27 protein-coding genes and 1 riboswitch are annotated in these 24,875 nt (G+C 28.6%); of the genes, 12 read left to right on the forward strand and 15 right to left on the reverse strand.

Annotated elements, in window-relative coordinates; all coding sequences use genetic code 11:
* The first annotated feature begins 376 nt into the window (after window positions 1–376).
* Window positions 377–754 (forward strand): hypothetical protein, encoded by a 378-nt coding sequence (locus tag CLFE_RS12455; protein ID WP_077832954.1) that lies wholly within the window; start codon window positions 377–379, stop codon window positions 752–754.
* Window positions 755–794: 40 nt separating this feature from the next.
* Here CLFE_RS12455 and CLFE_RS12460 read toward each other — a convergent pair whose 3' ends face one another.
* On the reverse strand, window positions 795–1,163 hold the full coding sequence (locus CLFE_RS12460; RefSeq protein ID WP_077851454.1) for an HIT family protein: 369 nt from the start codon (window positions 1,161–1,163) through the stop codon (window positions 795–797).
* A gap of 142 nt (window positions 1,164–1,305) precedes the next feature.
* On the opposite strand from CLFE_RS12460, the gene CLFE_RS12465 reads away from it, so the two are divergent.
* Complete coding sequence (locus CLFE_RS12465) at window positions 1,306–2,046, forward strand: DUF434 domain-containing protein (RefSeq protein ID WP_077894072.1); 741 nt, start codon at window positions 1,306–1,308, stop codon at window positions 2,044–2,046.
* 27 nt (window positions 2,047–2,073) lie between these two features.
* Here the strand turns inward: CLFE_RS12465 and CLFE_RS12470 are convergent, their stop codons facing one another.
* Together CLFE_RS12470 and CLFE_RS12475 are read right to left on the reverse strand one after the other, a co-directional pair.
* On the reverse strand, window positions 2,074–2,982 hold the full coding sequence (locus tag CLFE_RS12470) for a ketopantoate reductase family protein (protein ID WP_322975634.1): 909 nt from the start codon (window positions 2,980–2,982) through the stop codon (window positions 2,074–2,076).
* A 63-nt stretch (window positions 2,983–3,045) separates the two neighbouring features.
* A complete protein-coding gene (locus tag CLFE_RS12475; RefSeq protein ID WP_077894073.1) occupies window positions 3,046–3,495 on the reverse strand; it encodes a methylglyoxal synthase in 450 nt (149 codons plus the stop codon).
* 295 nt (window positions 3,496–3,790) lie between these two features.
* On the opposite strand from CLFE_RS12475, the gene CLFE_RS12480 reads away from it, so the two are divergent.
* Window positions 3,791–3,988 carry a nitroreductase family protein gene (locus CLFE_RS12480; protein ID WP_077894074.1) on the forward strand — a complete coding sequence of 66 codons (198 nt, stop codon included), beginning with the start codon at window positions 3,791–3,793 and terminating at the stop codon, window positions 3,986–3,988.
* Between the two features lie 12 nt (window positions 3,989–4,000).
* Here CLFE_RS12480 and CLFE_RS12485 read toward each other — a convergent pair whose 3' ends face one another.
* From CLFE_RS12485 to CLFE_RS12505, 5 genes are all read right to left on the reverse strand, one after another.
* Window positions 4,001–4,543 carry a 2'-5' RNA ligase family protein gene (locus CLFE_RS12485; protein ID WP_077894075.1) on the reverse strand — a complete coding sequence of 181 codons (543 nt, stop codon included), beginning with the start codon at window positions 4,541–4,543 and terminating at the stop codon, window positions 4,001–4,003.
* Window positions 4,544–4,577: 34 nt separating this feature from the next.
* Window positions 4,578–4,871 (reverse strand): DUF2325 domain-containing protein, encoded by a 294-nt coding sequence (locus CLFE_RS12490; protein WP_077832959.1) that lies wholly within the window; start codon window positions 4,869–4,871, stop codon window positions 4,578–4,580.
* Window positions 4,872–5,010: 139 nt separating this feature from the next.
* Window positions 5,011–5,850, reverse strand: coding sequence for a methyl-accepting chemotaxis protein (locus tag CLFE_RS12495; protein ID WP_077894076.1), 840 nt, complete (start codon window positions 5,848–5,850; stop codon window positions 5,011–5,013).
* A gap of 28 nt (window positions 5,851–5,878) precedes the next feature.
* Window positions 5,879–7,900: a methyl-accepting chemotaxis protein gene (locus CLFE_RS12500; RefSeq protein ID WP_077851460.1), complete on the reverse strand. Its 2,022-nt coding sequence runs from the start codon at window positions 7,898–7,900 to the stop codon at window positions 5,879–5,881.
* A gap of 292 nt (window positions 7,901–8,192) precedes the next feature.
* On the reverse strand, window positions 8,193–8,753 hold the full coding sequence (locus CLFE_RS12505) for a tyrosine-type recombinase/integrase (protein ID WP_077894077.1): 561 nt from the start codon (window positions 8,751–8,753) through the stop codon (window positions 8,193–8,195).
* A gap of 303 nt (window positions 8,754–9,056) precedes the next feature.
* Here CLFE_RS12505 and rpsD point away from each other — a divergent pair, with 303 nt between their 5' ends.
* The 6 genes from rpsD to CLFE_RS12535 all read left to right on the forward strand — a co-directional run bounded on the left by rpsD (window position 9,057) and on the right by CLFE_RS12535 (window position 15,862).
* Complete coding sequence (rpsD, locus tag CLFE_RS12510; protein WP_077894078.1) at window positions 9,057–9,647, forward strand: 30S ribosomal protein S4; 591 nt, start codon at window positions 9,057–9,059, stop codon at window positions 9,645–9,647.
* Window positions 9,648–9,787: 140 nt separating this feature from the next.
* Window positions 9,788–10,687, forward strand: a complete 900-nt coding sequence (locus tag CLFE_RS12515; protein ID WP_077894079.1) for a metal ABC transporter substrate-binding protein — start codon at window positions 9,788–9,790, stop codon at window positions 10,685–10,687.
* A 108-nt stretch (window positions 10,688–10,795) separates the two neighbouring features.
* Window positions 10,796–11,908 carry a permease gene (locus CLFE_RS12520; RefSeq protein ID WP_077894080.1) on the forward strand — a complete coding sequence of 371 codons (1,113 nt, stop codon included), beginning with the start codon at window positions 10,796–10,798 and terminating at the stop codon, window positions 11,906–11,908.
* Between the two features lie 12 nt (window positions 11,909–11,920).
* Window positions 11,921–12,652: a TIGR03943 family putative permease subunit gene (locus tag CLFE_RS12525; RefSeq protein ID WP_077832966.1), complete on the forward strand. Its 732-nt coding sequence runs from the start codon at window positions 11,921–11,923 to the stop codon at window positions 12,650–12,652.
* A gap of 124 nt (window positions 12,653–12,776) precedes the next feature.
* Window positions 12,777–14,207 (forward strand): anion permease, encoded by a 1,431-nt coding sequence (locus tag CLFE_RS12530; RefSeq protein WP_077894081.1) that lies wholly within the window; start codon window positions 12,777–12,779, stop codon window positions 14,205–14,207.
* A gap of 20 nt (window positions 14,208–14,227) precedes the next feature.
* Window positions 14,228–15,862 (forward strand): NAD-dependent malic enzyme, encoded by a 1,635-nt coding sequence (locus CLFE_RS12535; RefSeq protein WP_077894082.1) that lies wholly within the window; start codon window positions 14,228–14,230, stop codon window positions 15,860–15,862.
* A gap of 97 nt (window positions 15,863–15,959) precedes the next feature.
* On the opposite strand, the gene CLFE_RS12540 is transcribed toward CLFE_RS12535, so the two are convergent.
* Window positions 15,960–16,685, reverse strand: coding sequence for a metallophosphoesterase family protein (locus CLFE_RS12540; protein WP_077894083.1), 726 nt, complete (start codon window positions 16,683–16,685; stop codon window positions 15,960–15,962).
* A 173-nt stretch (window positions 16,686–16,858) separates the two neighbouring features.
* On the opposite strand from CLFE_RS12540, the gene CLFE_RS12545 reads away from it, so the two are divergent.
* On the forward strand, window positions 16,859–17,740 hold the full coding sequence (locus CLFE_RS12545) for a LysR family transcriptional regulator (RefSeq protein ID WP_077894084.1): 882 nt from the start codon (window positions 16,859–16,861) through the stop codon (window positions 17,738–17,740).
* Here the strand turns inward: CLFE_RS12545 and crcB (CLFE_RS12550) are convergent.
* Both crcB (CLFE_RS12550) and crcB (CLFE_RS12555) read right to left on the reverse strand, forming a co-directional pair.
* On the reverse strand, window positions 17,735–18,088 hold the full coding sequence (gene crcB / locus CLFE_RS12550) for a fluoride efflux transporter CrcB (RefSeq protein WP_077894085.1): 354 nt from the start codon (window positions 18,086–18,088) through the stop codon (window positions 17,735–17,737). The genes CLFE_RS12545 and crcB (CLFE_RS12550) overlap by 6 nt on opposite strands.
* Window positions 18,089–18,099: 11 nt before the next feature.
* A complete protein-coding gene (crcB, locus tag CLFE_RS12555) occupies window positions 18,100–18,519 on the reverse strand; it encodes a fluoride efflux transporter CrcB (RefSeq protein ID WP_077832972.1) in 420 nt (139 codons plus the stop codon).
* A 54-nt stretch (window positions 18,520–18,573) separates the two neighbouring features.
* Window positions 18,574–18,635: riboswitch (Fluoride riboswitch) on the reverse strand.
* 191 nt (window positions 18,636–18,826) lie between these two features.
* Here crcB (CLFE_RS12555) and CLFE_RS12560 point away from each other — a divergent pair.
* Window positions 18,827–20,071, forward strand: coding sequence for an MFS transporter (locus tag CLFE_RS12560; protein WP_077894086.1), 1,245 nt, complete (start codon window positions 18,827–18,829; stop codon window positions 20,069–20,071).
* A gap of 15 nt (window positions 20,072–20,086) precedes the next feature.
* Here the strand turns inward: CLFE_RS12560 and CLFE_RS12565 are convergent, their stop codons facing one another.
* Window positions 20,087–21,013, reverse strand: a complete 927-nt coding sequence (locus tag CLFE_RS12565; protein ID WP_077894087.1) for a ribonuclease Z — start codon at window positions 21,011–21,013, stop codon at window positions 20,087–20,089.
* 300 nt (window positions 21,014–21,313) lie between these two features.
* Between CLFE_RS12565 and CLFE_RS12570 the strand changes: the two genes are divergently transcribed.
* Entirely contained in the window at window positions 21,314–21,877 is a 564-nt protein-coding gene (locus CLFE_RS12570) for a P-loop nucleotide/nucleoside kinase family protein (RefSeq protein WP_077851469.1), read from the forward strand.
* A gap of 25 nt (window positions 21,878–21,902) precedes the next feature.
* Here CLFE_RS12570 and CLFE_RS12575 read toward each other — a convergent pair whose 3' ends face one another.
* The 3 genes from CLFE_RS12575 to CLFE_RS12585 all read right to left on the reverse strand — a co-directional run bounded on the left by CLFE_RS12575 (window position 21,903) and on the right by CLFE_RS12585 (window position 24,781).
* Complete coding sequence (locus CLFE_RS12575; protein ID WP_250944613.1) at window positions 21,903–22,973, reverse strand: sensor histidine kinase; 1,071 nt, start codon at window positions 22,971–22,973, stop codon at window positions 21,903–21,905.
* Window positions 22,974–23,259: 286 nt separating this feature from the next.
* Window positions 23,260–23,964, reverse strand: a complete 705-nt coding sequence (locus tag CLFE_RS12580) for a LytR/AlgR family response regulator transcription factor (protein ID WP_077894089.1) — start codon at window positions 23,962–23,964, stop codon at window positions 23,260–23,262.
* A gap of 85 nt (window positions 23,965–24,049) precedes the next feature.
* Window positions 24,050–24,781, reverse strand: a complete 732-nt coding sequence (locus tag CLFE_RS12585) for a hypothetical protein (RefSeq protein WP_077894090.1) — start codon at window positions 24,779–24,781, stop codon at window positions 24,050–24,052.
* Between the last annotated feature and the right edge of the window lie 94 nt (window positions 24,782–24,875).

Genomic DNA, 24,875 nt, shown 5'->3' on the forward strand with positions numbered 1-24,875 from the left:
CATTATACTACCTTATTATCCTATTTTTATATAATGCTACAATACTACACATTCTAATCTATAAAAGATTCTAAGGTCGAACCTCTTATGCAGGAATATTTTATTCTTATCCGCATTATACTACCTTATTATCCTATTTTTATATAATGCTACAATACTACACATTCTAATCTATAAAAGATTCTAAGGTCGAACCTCTTATGCAGGAATATTTTATAGATTACAATGTAAGTATTGTATGCATTATATATAGTTCATAGTTTTTTTACACGCAGTTCATTGAATAAATTAATAAGGTATGTTAAAAATACTATATATATTAATAGTAGTAATACTAACTAGCTAGTATAGTTTTACTTATTAAGGAGGAATTTACTTGAATAAGTACTCAAAATATTTCAAAGATTCATATGGATGGGATAAATTTTCAACATATCTTTCTATTATCGGCTTACTCCTTATAATAAGTGGCAGATACGCTGCTATCTTCGGATTTATTCTAATCATATTAGCTGTCTTAAGAAGTGTTTCTAAAAATAAGTATAGAAGATATCGTGAACTTCAGTCTTTTGAAGATTTTTCTTTGATATTACGTCAAAAGTTTTATAAAGTTAAGCAAAATATTTATTCATTTAAAAATTACAAAACCTTCAAATGCCCAAATTGCTCTCAAAAACTCAGAGTTCCAAGGCATAAAGGAAAAATAATTGTTACCTGTAATAATTGCAAATCAGAGTTCAAGAAAAAATCTTAAAAGCTTTGTCTCAAAATTAAATTGAGACAAAGCTTTTATTCTATATACTTCTCTTAAAATTTATGATTCCACCTTTAGGCTCATCAACATCACCCTTATATCTAGGTATTAAATGTATATGCATATGCTTTATCGTCTGTCCTGCATAATATCCAACATTTACTCCTATATTGTAACCAGAGGGTTCATATTGAATATCTAAAATTCCCTTTGCCTCATGCAAAAGACTATACATGGCTGTAATTTCCTCCCCTGATGCTTCAAAGAAAAATGGGAAATGTCTTTTAGGAATAATTAATGTATGTCCTTCATTTACTGGATTTTTATCTAATATTGCAAAAGCCAATTTATTTTCGCATATTATATCAAAGTTATTACTACTACAAAATGGACAATTATTATTTTCCATTGACTCATCTCCTTAATGTTTTAATATACCAACTCATTATATACTTGTTACTATAAAAAATAAATATTACAAAAGGTTTATTTGCAAATTTCAAAAAAATAGAACATAATTTATATATAAATAACTTATTGGAGGTAAAATATTGGACTTAAATAAAAATTTAAGAATTGGAACAAGAGGTGTAGATCCTTTAGATAAAAGATTTTTCTCCGAAAAAGAAATTTCAAGATTAAAAAAAGCTCAGGAGGAAGTTTTTTGGCTTTTAAATAGAGGTTATAATATGAATTCCGTAATAAATTTAATTGGTAATCACTATCAATTTTCCTTACGCCAAAGGCAAGCACTTAGGCGTTCAACTTCTCCTGAATATAGCGTTAATCTACGGAAATCAAAATTACTCTCTCCTTCAAATTTATCACATAAAAAATTACATATAGATGGTTTCAATTTAATAATAACCTTGGAAGTTGCCTTTTCTAAGGGAATTTTAATTGTAGGAAATGATTCTGTAATAAGGGATATCGCCGGAATACAAGGCAGTTATAGACTCATAGATAAAACCGATATGGCACTTAATTCTATAATTAAAACCTGTAAAACTCTAGGATTATACGAAATTAATTTTCTACTAGATTCTCCAGTTTCAAATTCTGGTAGACTAAAGGAAAGAATCTTAAAGCATTTTTCAAAGGAAAACTTCAATGTAACTGTCGATTTAGTTCCCAATGCAGATATAGTTCTTTATAACCTTGATAATGTAGTTACTTCAGATTCAATAATACTTGACAAATGCAAAAGCTGGATAAACTTATCTAATGAAATAATTGTGGATAATATTCCTAATGCACATTTAATACACCTTAATACAATACCAAACTTATAGCTATTCATAAGTTTGGTATGATTTTCATTATTCAATTGCTTTTATCATATTAAAAAGAGTCTTACTAACAGGAGTATCAATTCCATACTTTTCACCTAAATTACAAACAACTCCTGATAACATATCTATTTCGGTTTTTCTTCCCATCAATATATCTTGATACATTGATGTTTTTCCTTGTGGTTCACATTGATCTAATACCTTTAACCACTTGTTAGTTTCCTCAATTTTTAAGTTAATCCCAATTTTTTCTGATAGCTTAATTACCTCCATCATGACTGAAAGCATTATATCTCGTGCATATTTATTTTCTTGAAACACCCTATAATTTGCTTTAAGCAGTGCTGACACAGGATTTATGCTAGCATTTAGCATGAATTTGGACCACATAGCATAAACTATATTATCAGGTACTTCATAATTTATTTTAGCACTATTAAATAATTTTTTAACTAATTCTATTTTTTCATACTTATTCTCATTTTCTTTTTGGCCAAATATTACTTTTCCCTTATCTGAGGTATACACCTCATTTCCTTTTCTCACAGCATCAACTGCACAAAATGAATGGAGTAATTTATCCATACCGTATACTTTGCCTATCTCTTCCTCGCTACTAATTCCATTTAGAAAAGAAAGTATTATAGTATTTTCGCCAACATAATTTCGTATCTGATCCATGGCTTCTTTTAGTTGACTATACTTTACAGCAATTATAATCAAATCATCTTTTTCTAAATCATCACTGGGTGATACATATTTAAAATCGTACTTAACACCATTTATACGAAATCCATTTTTTATATATCTTTCTTTTCTCTTATCATCAACTATAACCTTAAAATTTTCAGGGTTTAAATCATACAACTTTTTTCCAAAGGCACAACCAACTGCTCCCATGCCTACTATTGATATATTATTTATCCTATTCAACATTTTCACTTCCCTAAAGCTTTATAAATAGATTAATTCAAACTAAGCTTTTAGAATTAAGAACAATTAAAAATTATTTGCTCTAATTTTCTGATAATAATCTATAATATGTCTTTCATGCTCTTCGTCCATAGCAGGTGACTTAATTAAAAAATCCGCTGTAGATTCGTTCATCGCTACTACAATATCATATAAAACAGAAATTCTAAGTAGTGCCTTTACATCAGGATCATGAGGTTGAGCTGTAAGTGGATCCCAGAAAAAAATCATAAAATCTATATCCTCATTTACTATGGCTGCTCCTATTTGTTGATCTCCACCCATAGGACCACTTTTATATGGTAGAACCTGAAGTCCTGTTTCTTCCGATATAAGCTTTGCAGTAGTGCCTGTCCCACAAAGATCATGCTTACTTAAAATTGCTACATTTGTCTTACACCAATCAATTAAAGCTTTTTTTCTATTGTCGTGTGCAACCAATGCTATTTTCTTTTTATTTTTCATTATTAATGCCATACTTTAATCCCCCTCTTATGTAAAATATATTTGTTATTATAAATTATACCATATAAAAAATTAATTTGTACCATTTAAGCTTTAAAAATACAATGAAAAAACTTAGAATTAAAATGCATAATACTTAGAAACAAGGTAAATTTTTTACCATGCGATATAAGAAAAATAAATATTAACAAAGTCTTAAATATAATATTTAACATAAGAAATATAAGGAAATTTTTAAGCAAACAAATTGAAGAAGAAAAATCAAATGCAATGTTAAAGTTAGTTATATTTGCTCCTAGTGCACTGAATGATTGCTTCTTGCGATGAATCTGCAGTTCCTTCTGAAATTGATGATGCATTGGCTTTAGGAAATATGTCTTTAGCTGCTTCTTGTCTTTCTATTGATTCTTATTGGATACACTCGTTAAGAAACTTGTTTTCTAGCAAAAATGGAAAATCACTAAACGAAGCTTTAAAAATACCTAATACTCATAAAATAATTTAACTAAAGTTGAAGTTATTTTTCAACTTTAGTTAAATTATACTCTTTATCAATCTCCCATTTGTTTACATTCCATTTGTACAAGCTTATGTTATCAAAATAGCACTTATAGTTACATTCATAATTCTTTACATGTGTTAAAATCTCATCAAAATGTTCTTTTACTTTTTTACTTACTATTGTACAATGAAAAACTTTATCCTTCCCCTCATTATTTTTCCACTGAAGCCATTTAAGCCTTTTAAGTTCGTCTATTAATTGGTCATGTACCTCTTTTCCTTCTCTTGATAAATTCACCTTCATATATACTACATCTTTTCTGAAACTAGAAAAACCATCTATACTCATTTTCTCAGCATTAAATCTGCATCGAAATTTTTCAAGCACCTCTTTTAATTCATATATATTTTCTTCGCTAGTTTCAAAAGGCGCCTTTATTGTAAAATGAGGTGGCAATTTAGATCGCCTAGCATTAAATTTACTTTTCACCTCAAAGGCTAACTTTTCATTCAGTTTTGCTGCTTCGCCTTTTATAATACAGACCAAAACATATCTCATTTAAATTACTCCTATCTAAATTTTTTTAATTCTATTATTCATCTATCTTTTTTATATAATCCTTTAATTCATCCTCTATATATGACCAGGAACGTTTTGAAAACTTTACTCTAACACCAGACTTTTTCGATTCCCTTTTTATTATATCCATAAAATTATGTCCTACAAAATCTACCAAAACTAAAACCAAATCTAAATTAGAGTTTATCCTTATTTTCTTATTTCCTGATTTTCTTCCTGTAACATGCTCTATTTTATTAAATCCACTCTCCTTTAATTTATCTTTAATATTCCCAAGTTTATCTCCTCCTATAAGCAAAACACTCAATTAAATCCCTCCTTATTGAATATGATTATCATTATCACATAGTGTAATTTTATACTTTTTTTAATTTTAAGTCAATAAAAATAGCCAATAACATATACGTTATCAGCTATTTTTATTGAAAACTTATTTAAATTTAAAACTATACCCTTTCAGCTAAATCTTTAAGTATTTGAGAAGTAGAATTTAATTCTTGAATAGAAGCATTAACCTGCTCAAAGGCTGCTACCTGCTCCTCAAAAAATTCTCTAGTCTTTTTTGTATCATCATGAATACTGTTAACAGATTTACTTATTTCCTTTAAAACAGAATCTATCTTACCAAGAGATTCTGTGCTAGAATTAGATAATTTTCTTATTTCCTGAGCTACTACATTAAATCCTTTTCCAACTTCGCCTGCTCTTGCGGATTCTATAGCCGCATTAATTCCAAGTAAATTGGTTTGCTTAGATATACTTTGAACAAAATTTATTATATCATCTGTATTTTTTGCAGTATCAATTGCTCCATTAACAAGGTTTCCAGTACTATCATTTAATTTCACTAATTCTTGAACTCCCAAGGTTAAATTACCAATAACATCAGTTATTTGTCCAATGGCTTCCGCAAGCTTTTTGGATAAATCATATATCTTTATACTTTTTTCTAAATTTTTGCCTGCCACAACTACACCTTTTACTTTATTAGAGTCGTCCTTAATTGGAACAGCGTAAGATTTAAAATATAAACCATAGACCTCTTTAGGAACTTTTTTTATGATTTTTTCACCAGAAACTAGTGCATCATATACTGCCCCGCCTTGTGGTATGCTATCATTTTCATTGGCTTTAATTTGCATATTATCATCAGAAAATACCCCTATATACTTTTCTCTATCGGTTATTCCTACTGCTAGTTCCTTATCGAAAAAGATACTCAAATAAGGCATTACTATAGAAAAAGCTTCTGCTAATTTTTCCGGTGTTACATCTTTATCTCTCATAAATTCATATTCTCCCTTATTCCATATATTAAATTTTAAACTTGCTAACTAAACCTTGAAGTTCCTTAGCACTATTTTTATTCTTCTCAACACTATCTTCAATAAGCTTAACTTTCTCTACAATATTTAATGACTTCTCTGCTATATTAGAAACTCCAACAGCTCCATTATTAACAACTATTGCAATCTCAGATATAGCCCTAGAAATTCCATCAATAGATGAGTTTAACTGTTTTGAGGTTGAATTAAATTCACTCATAAGTCCATTAATATTTTCTGCATCTTTACTATATACCTCTGCAGATTGTACAAATTTATCATAATCACTATATACATTTTCATCTACAAATTTTAATAATTTTATGGACTCACTATTTAAATCTTTAACAGATGAATTCACTGTTTCTACTACACTTTGTATCTTACTAGCCATATCGCTTGATTGTTCTGCTAAAGTTCTAACCTCTTCTGCAACAACTGCAAAACCACGTCCTGCCTCTCCAGCTCTTGCAGCCTCTATAGCAGCATTCAATGCAAGTAAATTAGTTTGTTCTGTTATTTGTAATATAGCGCTTGCTAAATTATCTATTTCTTTTACTGCTTCAGATTTTTTAATGGCTTGTTCAAGTTCTGTTTTGACGTTATTGTATATTTCATTAGTGGATTTCTTAGAATTTATTGAATCGTCTTTAAGCTTTATAGACATTTTATTTGTATTAGCTGTTAATTCTGCAGCACCTTCTGCCTTCTCAGCTATATTAGAAACAGAATTGCTTATTTCTCCTGTAGAAGCTGAAACTTCTTCAACAGTAGCAGAATTTTCTTCCATACCTGCAGAAAGATTTTCAGTTTCACTAGAAGTTTCATCCGCATAAAATTTAAGTTCTTTTGTAAGGTCTTCAACGTTATCTGCATTGCCATTTATGCTAGTAGAAACGGTATTAAGTTCTCCTACGATTTCTCTAAATGTACTTCTAATTTCAAGTACTGATTTAAAAATAACTCCTACTTCATCCTTAAATCCTCTGTATTTATCATAACTCTTGTCTAATACCAAATCTAATTTGGCTGTTTTGTCTGCAAGCTTTGCTATATCGAGTATAGGGTTTGTAATGCGTTTTGAAAATAATAATCCAACTATAGATGCTAATACGCCAAATATGATAGTCATTGCAATAGATATGTAAATAGCACTCTTAACAGATTTCATCATCTCAGCTCTAAAAGATACAAGTACTAGTGTCCACTTCAAATTAGGCATTTGATAGTAATATACAACCTTTTCCTGTCCTGCATCCCCATATTCAACAAAATCTGAAGTTTTAGAATTGCCTTTAAGTAAGTCAGTTATTACATCCTTCATTTTTCCATTTCCTATAGGCTTTCCTATATCTTGAGTTTTTCTGTTATACAATACTTTTCCTTTTTCATCTACCATATATGCATAACTGGAAGGAGAACTATTGGTTTTAACATTTTTTAAATACTTTGAAAAACTAGCACCCTCTACTGATGATGCTACAACTCCTATAACTTTTCCACCACTAACTATTGGACTTGCAAAAACTACTATTGGTTTATGTGTTGTATTTGATATAGTAGTATCACTTATAGTTTCTTTTCCTAAAAGAGCATCCTGTGCATACTTCTTATCGGCATAACTTTTTCCAATAAATGAAGTGTTACTATCTGAAATATCTTTAAGATTACTATCTAAAACAAATGTATGCGATATATTGCCCGCTTTTTTCACATAATCCTGAAGCCATGTATTATTTTCATTTACTTCTGGTGTTATTTGACCATCCGGACTTTTAAGTGCTAACTTTGTAACTGCACTTCTAGCTGCTACCAAACTATTAACAGATTGCTCTTTATTTACAACCGCATTAATACTGTCAACACATTGTGCTGTTACTGACTGCATTTCACCTTTGCTTTGATTGTTTATAGCATTTATCTCGTTTATGCTTATTGCTGCACTTACAGCAACTGTTGAAAATATAACTAAAACTATAATTACAATTGAAAACTTCTTTTTTATCGACATTCACTACCACCTCTTAATTGTAAATTTATCCTTTGGTTTTTAATATCGTAATAAAATCTTTATACTTAAGTTCATAAAGATATGTTAAGTTTTTAACATATCTTTACATTTAATATTTTATTAATAAAAAATATTAAAATTATTAATATTTTTCACATCACTATGTATTATTACGAAAAATATAAAAATCAAGGAAATATATTGTGCTTATGGTAGTAAAAATATATAAAAGTATTTTTTATCACAAAATGTTGGTATTTTCCTATAATCCTCTATCGTGCAATATTATTCACTAAAACTGTACTAAAGAATACAAGTTATCCTTTTGCTCTTGATTTATTCCTATGTACCTAAGGGTTATAGCTTGGGAACTATGATTAAAGGTATCCATAATTAAGCCTATATTGTATTTTGATGCTTTATAGGTCCAATACCCCCAAGTTTTACGTAGGCTGTGAGTTCCAAAGTTTTCAACTCCACAAATAATAGCTGCTTCTTTTAGTATTCTATAGGCCTGTACTCTTTCTAAATGACCTCCTTTTCTACTATAAAATAAATATGAGTTCATACTTAGTTTCTTTTCCTTTACAAATATGAGTATAGTCTTTTTTATAGCAGGATTTAATTTAATCTTTTTAACCTTTCCAGTTTTCTTTTCTTTGAGTATAAAATAATATTTATATTCATAGTTTGAGTTAAAAATATCCTTAACCTTTACAGGAAGTATATCACTTATTCTAAGTCCTGTATTTAATCCAAATTTAAATAAGACTCCATATTTAGTATCCTTACCATTTAAATAATAGTAAATTTGTTTAATTTTCTTTTTATCTCTTATAGGTTCTACAACCATGAAATTACCTCCAAATATACTTAGAAGAAAATGTAAAACGTTACATTACATTTTTCAACACATGTAAACATTATACCATAATAGATTCAACTTAAATTTATTAAATAAGTAATTTTTTCTATCTTATATAAAGAAACAAATTAAGTATATTGTTTCATTAGTATGATTTATATGATTGTAATTCCTAAATAGCACCGGTTTAGCTTTAAAAGCTTAGAATTCAAACAATTATAAATAAAAAACAGATTTAAGCTAATACTATATTTAATATTATTGAAAACATCTTAAGGAGGCAGTTATAAAGTGGCAACTATACGAGAACCAAGATTCAAGTTATCTAGGCGCCTAGGAGTAAATATCTATGGTCATCCTAAGGCTATGAAAAGATTTGAAACTTCAAATAAAAGAAAGAAAAAAATTTCTGATTATGGATTACATTTAATAGAAAAGCAAAAATTAAAGGCCTACTATGGTGTTCTTGAAAGACAATTTAGAAAATATGTTAAAGCTGCAATGAAAAACAAAGAAGCTAGTGGAAGTTCTTTACTAAAAATATTAGAATGCAGATTAGATAATATAGTTTATAGGATAGGTTTCGCTAATTCTATACGTCAAGCAAGGCAAATGGTAAATCACGGTCTTATATTGGTTAATGGAAAGAAGCTTGATATTCCTTCTTACGAAGTACAAATCGGAGATATAGTATCACTAAAAGAAAAACATAGACAAAATGAAATGTTCGTAAATAACTTTATTAATCTTTCAAATTTTAATTTACCCTATATAGAAAAAGACCTCGATAATTTTTCCGGAAAGCTATTAAAAATACCTGATAAAGAAGAAATACCTGTAAGGGTTAATGAGGTTGCTGTAATAGAATTTTATTCAAAGTAAAAATAGGTCCTACTTGTTAATTCATGTAGGACTATTTTTATAAAATATATTTTTAAAAAATAATTGACAAATTCTACATATGAGCATATTATTATGTTGTTAATGCAAATGATTTGCAAATACCTTTTAGGAGTGATAATGTGTTTAAAAAATTTCTTTCTTTAATTGCTGCTTTAATTGTCGTTATATCTCTTGCTTCATGCAGCAATAGTTCGTCTACTAATGATAAAAAATTAAAAGTTGCTGTATCCTTTAATGCGATGAAGGAACTCACATATGCCATAGGCAAAAATAAAATAAACATAGTAACTATAATACCAAATGGTACAGAACCCCACGATTTTGATCCAAAAGCAAAGGATATAAAAACTTTATATGATTCTAAAATTTTCATATACAGTGGACTTGGTATGGAAACTTGGGTAGATAAAACTTTAAAGTCAGTTAACAACAAAGATTTGATTTCTGTTGAAGCTTCGAACGGAGTAAAAGCTATAAAAAATTCAGATGCTAGCGAAATAGCTGAACATGGCAAATATGATCCACATTCTTGGCTTAGCTTAAATGATGCCAAAATAGAATCTAAAAACATACGAGATGCTCTTACAAAGGCAGATCCAACTAACAAAAAATTTTACTATGATAATTATAATGAATTTTGCAAAAAAGTAGATTCCTTAAATCAAGAATATGTAGACAAATTCAAAACAGTTAAAAATAAAGACTTTGTAACAGGACACGCTGCCTTCGCATATCTCTGCAGAGATTATAATTTAAACCAAAAAAGCGTAGAAAATGTTTTTGCTGATGGCGAGCCTAGCACAAAACAATTAGCTGATTTAACCAAATACTGCAAGGATAACAATGTAAAAACTGTCTTTTATGAAGACATGGTAAGCCCTAAAGTATCTAGCACCCTGGCAAAAGAAGTCAATGCAAAAACACAAAAAATATATACTATAGAAAGTGCCGAAGACGGAAAAGACTATCTAGCTTCAATGAAAGCTGATCTAGATGCAATTTACACTAGTTTAAAATAATTTTTTCATAAACTAACACAAAACAGAATATCTATAAGTGTATTACAAAAGTAAAATCAACATTATTGATTTTACTTTTTTATTTAAATAAATAGGTGGTGATATAAATTGGAAAATAGTCGTCATAATGAAATTTTTCTTCCCTTTATTATATGCATAATCTTTCCTATTGTATTTATGCTTACTACTAACATTGGAGTAATTAGAAAAACCTTTTCTTTTTTACTTGAAAATCCTTCACTCCAAAGCTTTGTTACTATTTTTATAAGTATTATTTTAGAGGCTCTACCTTTCATTATTATAGGTGTTTTTCTATCTTCTCTAATTCAGGTTTTTATATCTGAAGAAACTCTTGCTAGAATAATACCCAAAAATACAGTTCTCGGAATTTTGTTTGCAGCTACTGTAGGACTTATATTTCCTGTATGTGATTGTGCTATAATCCCTATAGTTAGAAGATTACTTAAAAAAGGTCTTCCTCTTCCTATAGGTGTAACATTTATGCTATCTGTACCAATTATAAATCCTGTAGTTCTTACTTCAACCTATTATGCATTTTTAAACAATCCTTATGCTCCATTTATACGTGCCGTTGCTGGATGGACAAGCGCAGTAATAATAGGCTTTATGATAAGCAAACTGGACAAATTTAACACTAGACAAGCTAAGCTTCATGAAATTTTATTTAAAGAAAGACTTTATACACCTAAAAACGCTCATGGTATTCATGAACATAATCATGAACACTGCCACCACGATCATACTTGTAGCTGCGGTCATATTCATCATACAGAAAAAAATTTTTCAGCGCTAACCTTAGTTCATGTATTAGAGCATGTAAGCTTAGAACTTCAAGATGTTGGGCGATTTGTAATAATGGGTGCTTTTCTTTCAGCTCTTATGCAAACTTTTATTCCGAGAAAATATATATTATCAATAGGCCATGGAAATATATCATCAATTATCGTTATGATGCTTTTAGCCTATGTATTATGTGTATGTTCTGAAACCGATGCATTTATAGCTCGTACCTTTGTTAATCAGTTCACTAATGGCTCAATTATAGCATTCTTAATTTTCGGACCAATGATAGATATAAAAAATACTCTTATGCTTTGTGAAACTTTTAATTTAAAGTTTGTATTTAAATTAGTGTTATCAATAATTCTTGTATGCTTTCTTATAGGTTTATCCTTTAATTTTCTTAAAATTCCGTTATAAAAGGAGATTAAAATGAAAAGTGAATTCAAATGGTTTATTATTCTTTTAGGTTTTACATATTACATGTACTATCTTATATCAAGTAAAAAACTTTACTTATTCATACACCCTAAAATGACAGCTTATATAATTTTTGCGTTTATAGTTTTTTTTATATTGAGTATTTTTCAAATAAAGAAGCTCTTTTTTGATAAAAGTTCTAACTCTATAAAGATAGCTTCATCCATTTTCTTTCTTCCTCTTATACTAGCTTATTTAATAAATCCTCAAGGTTTAAATTCTAACATTGCAGAAAAAAAAGGGCTAACCACTACTTCTCTTGAAACTACTAACCCTGTTTTAAAAACCCAAGCTAACTCTATCAAGTTAAACGATGAAAATTTTTCAGATATGACAAGCGAAATAGAAAATAATATAAATAAGTACAAAGGAAAAGACATAGAAATATCTGGTTTTATTTTTAAAGATTCATCTTTTCCTAAAAATCATTTTGTAATTGCTAGAATGCTCATAGTATGCTGTGCTGCTGATGCAGAAGTTGTAGGCCTTACTTGTAATACTACTTTTAATAAGTTAAAAGCAAATGATTGGGTTACCATAAAAGGAACCATTAACTCTATGAATAATTTTGATAAAGAAAATACAAGTCAGCCTATAATACCCGTAATCAATGTTAAAAGTGTACATTCTATTCAAAAACCCTCTAATCCATATATCTATCTAAAGAAAAGCCTATCAAAGTAATATTAGCTTAAATATTTATCAGGTTATAAAATATATTTATAACCTGATAAATAAACTATATTTCCAATTTTGCTTCTTATCTTTTATAATAAACATGAAAAATAAAGGAAAGGAAGCCTTATATATGAATATTAGCTCGTCAAAAAACCCTTCTTATATTAATTATTTAAAACTCCTAATAGCTATTTTAATTGGAGTTTTTATATGGGTTATACCTCATCCTTATAATGTACAACCTTCAGCGTGGCATATGCTAGCAATTTTTATAGCTACTATAGCTGGATGTATATTAAAGCCATTCCCTATAGGTGCTGTATCTATTATAGGTTTAACCTTTGCAATAATAACAAAAACTATTGATATGAATACAGCTCTTATAGGTTTTAGCGAAGGAAGCATTTGGCTTATAGTAATTGCTTTTTTCATTTCGAGAGGTTTTATAAAAACAGGACTTGGCTCCAGAATAGCCTATCATTTTATAAAATTATTTGGTAAAAAGACCCTAGGACTTTCATATTCAATCATATTTTGTGACCTTGTAATAGCTCCTGCCACTCCCAGTAATACTGCAAGAGCTGGCGGCATAATTTATCCAATAATTAAATCTCTTTCTGAATCCTTTGGTTCAAGACCAGAAGATAATACAGAAAGGAAAATAGGCTCTTTTTTAATATTTTCCGAATTTCATGGTGATATTATAACTGCTGCAATGTTCTTAACTTCAATGGCTGCAAACCCATTAGCTAAGACACTTGCAAAAACACTTAACGTTAATATTACTTGGTTTTTATGGTTTATGGCTGCTCTAGTTCCTGGTATTATATCTCTTATTTTAATTCCACTTATTATATATAAGATTTATCCACCAGAGATAAAAAATACTCCTAATGCTCCAGAGCTTGCCCAAACAGAATTAGAGAAAATGGGACCAATGAAAACTAATGAAAAACTTATGGCTTTAGTTTTTACTATAATTCTTATATTATGGGTTACTGGAAGCTTGACTAAGGTAGATGCCACTTTAACCGCATTTATAGGTCTTTCATTACTTTTAGTATTTAAAGTGCTTAACTTTGACGATGTAAAAAGTGAAAAAAGTGCTTGGGATACTTTGATATGGTTTTCCATTTTAGTTATGATGGCAAATGAGCTTAATAAACTTGGTTTAATAAAATGGTTCAGCAGCCTTGTTAAATACAGTGTGCACGGCTTTAGTTGGCCAATCATACTACTAATTTTGCTTATATGCTATTTTTATATACATTATATTTTTGCCAGTTCTACAGCTCATGTAAGTGCAATGTACTCAGCCTTTCTAGCTATTGCTATTGCTGGAGGTGTTCCTCCAATGTTAGCTGCTTTAAGCTTAGGCTTCTTCGGAAATCTTATTGCTTCAACTACACATTACAGCAGCGGCCCTGCTCCAATTTTATTTGGTTCAGGTTATGTTAATCAAAATAAATGGTGGAGTTTAAACTTTGTTCTTGGTATAGTATACTTTATTATATGGTTAGGTGTAGGTTCAGTATGGTGGAAATTAATTGGAATCTATTAATTTAAAAGGAGATGTTAATAATGAACAATAATTTAAAAGGATTAGAATTACTAAGAAATCCATTCTTTAATAAGGGAAATGCTTTTACACTTGAGGAAAGAGAAAAATATGACCTTACAGGCCTTCTTCCTAATAATGTAATGACACTTGAAGAGCAAGAAAAAGTGGTATATGACAAACTAAAATCTATAGATTCTTCATTGGATAAACACTTTTATTTAATGAATATATATGATTCTAACAGAACTTTATTTTACTATGTTGTAAAAAAACATGTAGTTGAATTACTTCCAATAGTTTATACGCCTACAATTGGTGATGCAGTTATAAATTATTCTAAAAACTATGATACCCCTAAAGATGCCGTTTTTCTATCAATAAACAGTCCTGAAACTATAAAAAAATCTTTATTAGCTGCATCAAAGGACTTAGATGAAATTAAACTTATTGTCGTAACTGACGGTGAAGGAGTTCTTGGTATAGGTGATTGGGGCGTTCAGGGAGTTGATATCTCCATAGGTAAACTTGCCGTATATACTGTAGCTGCTGGTCTTAATCCTAGAAATGTACTACCTATAGTAATCGATGCAGGAACTAACAATGAAACTTTACTTAACGATCCTTTCTATGTTGGAAGTAAACACAAAAGAATTACTGGTGAAAAATATTATTCCTTTATTGATAGCTTTGTAAAAATATGTACAGAATTATTCCCTAAGGTTCTTCTTCATTGGGAAGACTTTGGACGCGGAAATGCTAGTACTATACTTCAAAAATATAGAGATAACATATGCACCTTTAATGATGATATTCAAGGTACTGGTGTTATGATGGTAGCCGCTTTAAATTCTGTTGCAAAGGTTACTCAAATACCTATAAAAAACCATAAGATACTTGTTTTTGGTGGTGGGACTGCTGGTATAGGCGTATCTGATCAATTACTTCTTGAAAAAATAAGAAGTGGTCTTTCAATGAAAGAAGCTTTAAAAGACTTTTATATTGTGGATCGTCAAGGTCTTATTACTGAGGATATGTCTGATTTGACAGAAGGTCAAAAAAAATACGCTAGATTAAAAAATGAATTCAATAAACCTTTAAAGGATCTCGCTGAAATAGTAAGTGCAGTTAAGCCTACAGTTCTTATTGGAACTTCCGGAGTTCATGGTGCATTTACAGAAGCTGTAGTGAAAAATATGGCAAAATACTGTGAAAGACCAGCAATAATGCCTATTTCAAATCCAACAAAGCTTGCAGAAGCAAAAGCTGTAGATATCATAAATTGGACTGATGGAAAAGCTCTTGTCGTAACAGGAAGTCCATCCGCTCCTGTAGAATATAAAGGAATTACATATACAATCGGTCAAGCAAATAATGCGCTTCTTTATCCTGGCTTAGGTCTTGGAATAGTAGTTTCAAAAGCAAAAACCGTTTCTGATGGTATGCTAGCAGCTGCTGCCCATGGAGTTTCATCTCTAATGGATCTGTCTGTCAAGGGAGCTCCTATGCTTCCTGTAATAGCTAAACTTAGAGAGGCCTCAAAACTTGTAGCCACTGCTGTTGTTAAAGAAGCTATAAATGAAAATTTAAATCAAGTTAAGATTGAAGATGCTGAAAAAGCAGTTGAAAAAGAAATTTGGGAACCTTACTACAGATAACTTTACTTTAATAGTGTCAAAATACACAAAGTTTTAAGAGAAGTCATTTTGAACTTCTCTTAATTTGTTTTTGTACATCATACACAAAGTTAATACATCACATAGAAGCCTTCAATATAACTCTCTTATATTCATTAATTAGAGGAAATTTATTATCAATTGCTATATTGATAATATCATTAAAAGGATAACTAATTCTTCTATTTACTAAATTAATTTTGCCGTTAACAAAATCTAAAATTCCATAAGATATTCTATTATCACCATCAAGGGAATTTCCTATACTTCCCACATTAAATATAATTTTATTATTTACTTCCCCTATAAAAGAAGTATGAGAATGTCCACTTAAAATAACCTTCTCCCCTACACCTTTTATTGCCTCCTTAATTTCTTCTTCTGAAACACTGCTATCTATTGCCCCAACTATGGATTTAGGTGTTCCATGAACACATAGTACGCTAATTCCATTTAAATTAATTGAACATTCTAAGGGTAATTCTTTAAGAAATAATATTTGCTCTTCCTTTAAATTATTTTTTGCATATTCATAGTATAAATATAGTTCTTTTTCTCTTTTGGTTGAAGGCCTCCATAGATCTGTAATTTCTTCAAGCCATAAATCTGTATTTCCCTTAATCCATGCTATAATTTCTAAATCCTTATCTTTGAGCATTTTAAGAGACTGCATCGGCATAGGACCTTTCATTATCACATCGCCTAAGATAATAATTTTTTTAATTCCTAAACCCTTCAAGTCATTTACTGCATATTTTAATGCTACTCCATTACCATGAATGTCAGATAAAACTGCTACTTTCATAAAACTCCTCCTTATTCAAATATTTAATTTCTTCATAATTGAACATACTGTATACTAAATAATTTTTATAATACAATCTCCTGCTATGTAAATTGATTAGATATAGAATACAATAACTACAAAGTATTGTTAATATTCTATATTTATTGTATTCTATCTTTGGAGGGATAAACATGAACTTACGAGATTTAGAATACTTTAATTGCCTTTGTGAATCAAAAAGCTTTACCGAAACAGCAAAACTTCTTTATGTTTCTCAACCATCCATAACTATATCACTGCGACGCCTAGAAAAAGAATTAAATATAGAGCTTGTTATAAGGGATCACAACAAAAATAAATTCTCTTTAACTGAAGCTGGGAAGGTTCTTGAAAAACACACTAAAAATATATTACAGGAAATAAAAGAAACTTCTTTTGAGATTTCAAAATTAACTGGAAGTAAAATAAAACTTGGTGTTCCACCTATAATTGGAGCTTATTTTTTTCCACCTCTTATGAAAAAACTTATAAAAAACAATTTAGCACAAAAAATAGAACTTGTAGAAAAAGGTTCTGCGGCAATGAAGAACTTAATAATAACAGATGATGTAGACATGGCTCTTTTAGGTTCACTTGCTCCTATAGAAAATGCTGATATAAATTCAACAATTTTAAAAGAAGATGCATTTATGGTATGTGTGAGTAAAAATAATCCCTTAGCAAAAGAAGCAAAATTGAGTATTAATGATATTAAAGAAGAAAAGTTTATAGTACTTGGTGATTCATATATTCACAACAAAGTATTTAATGACCTATGCTTAAAAAATAATATTTCACCAGCTAATGTATACTATACTGATGAAATACAAACTGCTAAATCATTAATAGCCTCTGATCTTGGAATAGGTATAATGATAAACATGGCTGTAAAAAATATGGACACTATAAAAGCTATTCCTCTTTCTACTGAAATTCTTTTTTATATTTCAATTGTGATTAAAAAAAATCACTATATGACGCTCCAAGAAAAAAATATAAAGGCTGTACTAACTGAAAATATCAATTATTTATAGTTTAAATAAACTTTCTCCAAGGTAAAATCCTAAAACCCCAATTATCATAGAAGCTAGTATATATATAACTGCATTTAAACTTTTTTTATTTTGAAACAAGTCAAAGCCTTCATACATAAAGGTAGAAAAGGTTGTATACGCTCCTAAGAAACCATCAGCTAAAAGAAGTGAAAGATTTTTACTTGCACCTGACATTGTTACTACACCAAGTAAAAATGACCCTGTTATGTTTATAATAAATGTACCCCATGGAAATTTTGATTCAACCTTTTTCGAAATTATATTTCCCAGCTTATATCTAGTAATACTTCCACAAATTCCACCTATACCAATTAAAAAATAATTCATTTTTCTCCTCCTTAAGATACCTTTTCCTCTTCTTTTCTACTATTGAATAACCTTGCTACTATTTTTCTAGAAACAATGGCACCAAAATATGCAAATAATAACCCAAACAACACTGATGTTATAATATAGGCCATAGCTAAAACATACATCTTTTGGTCCATAAGCATTACAGTTTCCTTACACATAGTAGAAAAAGTAGTATATGCTCCTATAAAACCTGTTCCAATTCCAAGTCTGATATCATCATTAAAATGCCATATTTCATATGCTGTAGTAAAAAGAAGTGCTAAAACAAATGCTCCACTTAGATTTATTATAAATGTATTTATAGGAAATCCCCCTATAAATGTGTGTATTTTTACATTCTTAATAACACACCTTAAAATGGCACCAATAGCTCCACCCATACCAATAAAAATATATTTTTTCATAACTGCCCTCCCAAAATAATTTGTAAAAAAACAAAAAAAACTCCTACATATAGTTAATATGCAGAAGTCATCAATCCATTAGGATATTTACGGCGAACCTCATCACCTATGAAATTAATATTATTTTATCAATTGATGTTAATATTGTCAAATAAATTTTAATTAATGCATAGTATTCATTTTAGCACTTCTTTCTCATCTAGTCCTATTTTTATAAAAAATTCTATTTACATCCATAAAATCATCATCTAAAATATATAAGTAACAATTTTATTATAAAACTAATATTTATTACCTGGAGGATTTTATGAAAAAACTAAACACAAAAGAAAAAAGTTGGATTATGTATGACTGGGCAAATTCTGCTTATAGTACAGCTATAACTGCTACAATTCTCCCTTTATACTTTAAATCTATAGCTTTCAAAAGTGGTATAACAGCCTCTTCTTCTACAGCTTATTGGGGATATTCAAACTCAATTGCAACACTCTTAATTGCTGTCTTATCTCCAATACTTGCAACTATGGCTGATTACAAAGGTTATAAAATGAAGCTTTTTAATATATTTTTTGTTTTAGGAACAAGCTTTACCTTTCTTCTTTCTGTAGTACCTACTAATTACTGGTTTGTATTAATAATATTTTATATTTTAACCTCCATAGGCTTTTCTGGAAGTTGTATTTTTTATGATGCTTTTTTAGTAGATGTTACCGAAAGAAAAAATATGGATAAAATCTCCTCGCTAGGATTTGGAATGGGATATATCGGTAGCAATATACCTTTTATATTATGTATTGTAATAATAGCCTTAGCTCAATTTAAGATAATTCCTATTTCTTTCTTTTCAGCCTGTAGAATATCTTTTATAATAACGGCAATTTGGTGGGTAATATTTACTATACCTATGATAAGAAATGTAAAGCAAACTTATAGTATTAATCTTGAAAAAAATCCTATAAGGAAAAGTTTTTTTAGATTATTAGAAACTTTAAAGGATATAAAAAGCCATAAACAATTATTTATTTTTCTCCTTTCGTATTTTTTCTATATTGATGGAGTAAATACAATAATCACTATGGCAACATCCTACGGTTCGGACCTTGGAATAAATTCTACTACTATGCTAATAATTCTTTTAACTATGCAATTTATAGCTTTTCCCTTTTCCATTATTTTCGGAATGCTTTCAAAGAAATTTCAAGGAAAAATAATGCTTTATGTAGGTATTATAATATACTCAATAATTTGTATATATTCATACTTCTTGAAAACAACCTTGGATTTTTGGATACTTGCAATTCTTGTAGGAACCTCTCAAGGTGGGATACAAGCTCTTAGTAGATCCTATCTTGGAAAACTAGTACCTAAGGATAAGGCAAATGAATTTTTTGGTTTTTATAATATATTTGGTAAATTCTCTGCCATTTTAGGTCCTTTAATGGTTGGTGCAGTTACACAAATTACTGGCAGTTCAAATAAAGGGGTACTTAGCGTTCTTGTCTTATTTTTAATTGGTGGTATTATTTTAAAAAAAGTTCCCTCTGAAAATTAAATTGTAATATACCTTTTAATCTTCAAAGTTAAGTACTTTTATTTTCTTATCTGATCCTATATAAGTATTCTCAAATAATTCTTTGGCATTTTCCAAATAATTTTCTGGCTCACTTAAGGCAGGACTAAAATGAGTGAGCCAAAGTTCTTTTACCTCTGCCTTTTTAGCCAAATCAGCTGCCTCTGAAAATATCATATGTTTTTTTTCTATGGCTTTATCTTTTTTTTCCTCTTCACCATACATACCTTCACATATAAACAAATCCGATTTACTTGCAAACTCTACTAAATTTTGTGTAGGTCTTGTATCTGTACAATATGTTATTTTTATACCTTGTCTTCTTTCTCCTAAAACCATTTCGGGTTTATAAGTTTTGCCTTCATAAATGGTTTCTTTTCCTTTTTGAAGTTCATTCCATACCATAACTGGTACCTCATTTTCCTTTGCTTTATTTACATCAAATTTTCTTTTTCTATTTACCTTAATTGAATAAGCAAGACATTCTATACTATGCTCTACTGGCAAAGCAAAAATCTCCATATCCCCTATTTTAAAAATTTTATCCGAAAATTCACTGCAAGATTGTTCTTCTAACTCTATTAGCTCTATTTGATAAGGTAATACTGGTGCTACCACTGTAAGACCCTTAATAACTTTACTTAATCCTTCTGGTCCTATAATTGTAAGTGGCTCTATTCTTCCAGAATTAGCTATAGTAAGTAGTAGACCTGTAAGTCCCATAACATGATCTGCGTGATAATGAGTAAAACATATAGCATCTATGTCCTTAAACCCCCAAGCAATTTCTTTCATTGCTACTTGAGTTCCCTCTCCACAATCTATTAATACCTTTCTTCCATTATATGCTATCAAAAGCGCTGTTAAATTTCTGTCTGATGTCGGCAAACTTCCTCCACATCCTAAAAGACAAGCATCTAACATATTAATCACCTACTTTCAAAATTTCATGTTATAAAGCTTGATATTTACTAAACAATCAATTTTTCATATTATTGTTTAATTAATAGCCTTTTAACTTAGTATAAATATTACTCTATACTTATATACTAATTATTAAAAGTATACCCTTGACATTATTTATTGTAAAGTTAAGTCCATAAAATTATTATTTTTTATTATCTTTTATTATTTTTCAATAATTTTTAATCACAACAATAAAATTTGTGGTATAATATTCTTGTGTTTATGTTAAAAATTCTACATACAAAAGGAAGTGTATTTATGAAAAAATATTTAATACTAGTGGGTTCTCCTCCAGCTTGTGGCAAAACTTATGTTTCTGGAGAATTAGCTAAACGACTTAATAATCCTGTATATTTAGATAAAGATACTGTAATTCCTCTTTCAAAAATGGTTTTTAAGGCTGCAAACCAGCCATATAATAGAGATTCTGACTTTTTTAAAGAATATGTTAGAGATGCCGAATACATAGCTACATTTGACTTAGCTTTTGAAAGTCTTGTATATAATGACCGTGTAATAGTTAATGCTCCTTTTTCTAAAGAATTTAGAGACAAAGAATACATTGAGAATTTAAAAACAAGATTAAAAAAATATGATGCAGAACTAATTCCTGTTTGGGTAAGCTGCGATATAGACGTATGCCATAAAAGAATGATAAAAAGAAATTCAGACAGAGATACTTGGAAATTAAACAATTGGGATGAATATGTACAAGGACAAAACTATACTACACCTGACTTAGAGGGACTTTTTGTTGTTGATAATTCATCTAACGAAGATTTTGAAGCTGGTCTAAAAAAATTATTAGAAAAGGTTTTATAGGATATCCTATAAAACCTTTTTAATTTCATATCTTAATCATCATATTAACCGTAACCTTATTCTTCTCTTCTTTAATATCAAAGGTTCCATTATACTTTTTAAGTGCAAATTTTATATTATAAATCCCAATACCGTGATTATTTGTATTCTTAGCACTTATAATGTTATTTTTAATATATTTAATTCCAATATCCGTTGTGTTGGAAACCTCAATTATTAAAAACGAATTTTTAACAATTGATTTTATTGACACAAATTTAACCAATTTCTTATTTTTTATTCTTCTGCAAGCTTCAATAGAATTATCAAGTGTATTGTTTAAAATAGAACTTAAATCGATAGGTTCTATTTTTATATTTTCAGGTACAGTAAAGTCACACTTAAATTCAATTCCTTCATTACTTGCAATAGTATATTTTTCATTTATAACAGCATCTGCTACAACATTGCCTGTTTTTATATAAGAATCAAGTTTTTTTATTGTCTCAGAAATATTATTTAAATATTTTTTCAAGGCATCAATATCCCCAGAGTATGCTAGTAAATTCAAACAATTAATATGTTTATTAATATCGTGCATAGTTCCCCTAGTACTTCTATATAACTTTTGAATATTTTTATTATGCTCAAATTGCAGATTCAATTGTTGTTTCATTAAACTATTTTTTTCATTTTCTCTATCATACTCTAGCATTTTTTGAAAAGTATAGGCAGAAATAAAAATAGATATTATTAAAAATACTGATATAAGAGGAAGCAAATAATAAGTATTTGTAAAAATTTTAGGTAAATAGTATTTTGTTTTACCAATATTTATTATTTGTATATTATAAAATATAAGACTAATACCGTAAATAGCTGCACATGGAATAATAAGCTGGAATTGCTTATATAAATCTAATTTATAATCTTTTATTTTAAGAACGTTACTTATAGCTGTTAGTAATAAAAACAATATTACTTCCTTTAAAATATCTCCTAAATTTATTAGTATAGTATTTAAAACTTTATAATATCCTATTTTAATGAATAATCCATTTAATATAGGATATAGCTTAAAATCTATTATGAAAAATGTTAAACTTATTAGAATCATAATCGTTTCTATAAGAATAACAGTATATAATTTAACCAAAGACTTGGCACTACAGGTAATACTAATAATTATAAATTCAAAAAAAATAAATATAAATACAATTTTAAAATTTGATGAATTATTACTTGTTCTGGAAATTATCGAAACAATAATTTCTAATAAAAAAAATAAATATACCATTTTCTTATTGGAAAACTCTAGAAATTTATTATAAAAATAATACCTAATTGTTATAATGAGTGCAGTCGTTATAATAAAGTTCACAAATATCTGAGTTTCACTCATTTTAAACTTCTCCCTTTAAGTAATACATAAACGCTTTAGAAAAATCATTTAACCTATATTTAGATATGTAGATTTTTTCATTATTCTCTAAGGTAATAGAATTATTGTCATAACTTTTAACATATCGTAAGCTTACAATGTAACTTTTATGACATCTAAAAAAATCATATTCTTTAAGTTCCACTTCAACTTCAGATATTTTATTATAATATTCAATCACATCATAGGTAGTATGTATTTTAATTTTTCTTTTTTCAGCTTCAATATATGTTATATCCTTTAAAAGAATTTTTGTAGATTTACTTATAGTTTTAGCTATTATAAATCTATCTTGCTTTTCAATCTCAGAAAATATTTGACAAAGGATATTTTTCAGTTTTTTCTCGTCTACAGGCTTTAAAAGATAATTAAAAGCTCGTACATCAAAAGCATCAAACACATAATCTTTATATGAACTTATAAATACTATAATAGCTTGTTTATCGCTATTTCTTAAACATCTAGCTGCTTCTATCCCACTCATTTTATCCATTTTTATATCTAAAAAATATATATCAAACTTTATTATAGATTTTATAACTTCATCTGCACTTTTAAATTCTAAAACAGCAAAGTCTTTTTGATCATGTTTTAAATTTTTACAAAGCATTTTGAATATTTCTTTTCTCTCTATATCATTATCATCGCAAATAGCTATTTTAAGCATAAAATTAAAGTCACCCCTTTTTATTATATCATAAATGGGTCAGTGAAAAACTCCAGACCCATTTGTGGTGAATATATATTCTATGCTAATCTTCACTTTTCTTAACAGTATTTTTATTCTCTTTATTATCTTCATTCTCTTTAGCAATGTTTTCATAAGTTTTTACTGCTTTTTCTTTATAACTATTAGTAGCCTTACCTGCTTTTCTTACTTTTTCTAATTCGCCACCTATCTGATTTCCTATTTTTCTTTCAATATCTTTTATGTTGTCTATTCTTTCTTCCTTATACTTAGTATTTATATTTTTCTTTTTATCTTCATCTACTTCGTACTTTAGTACATTGGCCTCTCCTTCATTTCTTTTCTTTTGTGAAAGGGATGTTTTTATATTAGATAGACTACTACTGCATTGAATCAAATTCTTTAAATTTTTATCATCTTCACCATCTGCTTTAGAATTATCATCTTTTTCATCGCTATTTTGCTTATTTTTTTCCAACATTTCTCTTTGCTTTTCCAGTTGTATTTCTGATATTTGCTTATCAATTTCCGCTATTTGTTTATCAATATCCTGAAGCTCTACTTGGAGCCCTTGCTGACTTTCCCCTTTTTCTAGAGCTTTTTTTGATATTTTTTGTTTAGTTTTTTGAAGATTTTGCTTTTGCTTTTGTAATGCATCAATTTCTGTATCATTTCCATTAGAAGTATTTGCGTTGTAATTCACACTTGATTTATTATCTTCTTTTGTTTTATCTTTAATTTGTCCATATTTTATGCCTGTACTCACACTTAATCCAGCACTTAAAGTTATACTCACGACTATTCCTCCCTCTTCAGTGTTTTACATCAACTATATCGTAAGAATATTCACAAAAAATATATTTCTTGTATTAAGAAGAGATTTAAATGTA

The sequence above is a fragment of the Clostridium felsineum DSM 794 genome (assembly GCF_002006355.2).
GTDB lineage: Bacteria > Bacillota > Clostridia > Clostridiales > Clostridiaceae > Clostridium_S > Clostridium_S felsineum.

Excerpts from the sequence above, each read along its gene's own strand:
- CLFE_RS12460 (WP_077851454.1), bottom strand. The coding sequence starts at position 1,163 with ATGGAAAATAATAATTGTCCATTTTGTAGTAGTAATAACTTTGATATA.
- CLFE_RS12470 (WP_322975634.1), bottom strand. The coding sequence starts at position 2,982 with ATGTTGAATAGGATAAATAATATATCAATAGTAGGCATGGGAGCAGTT.
- CLFE_RS12475 (WP_077894073.1), bottom strand. The coding sequence starts at position 3,495 with ATGGCATTAATAATGAAAAATAAAAAGAAAATAGCATTGGTTGCACAC.
- CLFE_RS12480 (WP_077894074.1), top strand. The coding sequence starts at position 3,791 with ATGATTGCTTCTTGCGATGAATCTGCAGTTCCTTCTGAAATTGATGAT.
- CLFE_RS12485 (WP_077894075.1), bottom strand. The coding sequence starts at position 4,543 with ATGAGATATGTTTTGGTCTGTATTATAAAAGGCGAAGCAGCAAAACTG.
- CLFE_RS12495 (WP_077894076.1), bottom strand. The coding sequence starts at position 5,850 with ATGAGAGATAAAGATGTAACACCGGAAAAATTAGCAGAAGCTTTTTCT.
- CLFE_RS12500 (WP_077851460.1), bottom strand. The coding sequence starts at position 7,900 with ATGTCGATAAAAAAGAAGTTTTCAATTGTAATTATAGTTTTAGTTATA.
- CLFE_RS12505 (WP_077894077.1), bottom strand. The coding sequence starts at position 8,753 with ATGGTTGTAGAACCTATAAGAGATAAAAAGAAAATTAAACAAATTTAC.
- CLFE_RS12525 (WP_077832966.1), top strand. The coding sequence starts at position 11,921 with ATGAAAAGTGAATTCAAATGGTTTATTATTCTTTTAGGTTTTACATAT.
- CLFE_RS12530 (WP_077894081.1), top strand. The coding sequence starts at position 12,777 with ATGAATATTAGCTCGTCAAAAAACCCTTCTTATATTAATTATTTAAAA.
- CLFE_RS12535 (WP_077894082.1), top strand. The coding sequence starts at position 14,228 with ATGAACAATAATTTAAAAGGATTAGAATTACTAAGAAATCCATTCTTT.
- CLFE_RS12540 (WP_077894083.1), bottom strand. The coding sequence starts at position 16,685 with ATGAAAGTAGCAGTTTTATCTGACATTCATGGTAATGGAGTAGCATTA.
- CLFE_RS12545 (WP_077894084.1), top strand. The coding sequence starts at position 16,859 with ATGAACTTACGAGATTTAGAATACTTTAATTGCCTTTGTGAATCAAAA.
- crcB (WP_077894085.1), bottom strand. The coding sequence starts at position 18,088 with ATGAATTATTTTTTAATTGGTATAGGTGGAATTTGTGGAAGTATTACT.
- crcB (WP_077832972.1), bottom strand. The coding sequence starts at position 18,519 with ATGAAAAAATATATTTTTATTGGTATGGGTGGAGCTATTGGTGCCATT.
- CLFE_RS12560 (WP_077894086.1), top strand. The coding sequence starts at position 18,827 with ATGAAAAAACTAAACACAAAAGAAAAAAGTTGGATTATGTATGACTGG.
- CLFE_RS12565 (WP_077894087.1), bottom strand. The coding sequence starts at position 21,013 with ATGTTAGATGCTTGTCTTTTAGGATGTGGAGGAAGTTTGCCGACATCA.
- CLFE_RS12570 (WP_077851469.1), top strand. The coding sequence starts at position 21,314 with ATGAAAAAATATTTAATACTAGTGGGTTCTCCTCCAGCTTGTGGCAAA.
- CLFE_RS12575 (WP_250944613.1), bottom strand. The coding sequence starts at position 22,973 with ATGATTCTAATAAGTTTAACATTTTTCATAATAGATTTTAAGCTATAT.
- CLFE_RS12580 (WP_077894089.1), bottom strand. The coding sequence starts at position 23,964 with ATGCTTAAAATAGCTATTTGCGATGATAATGATATAGAGAGAAAAGAA.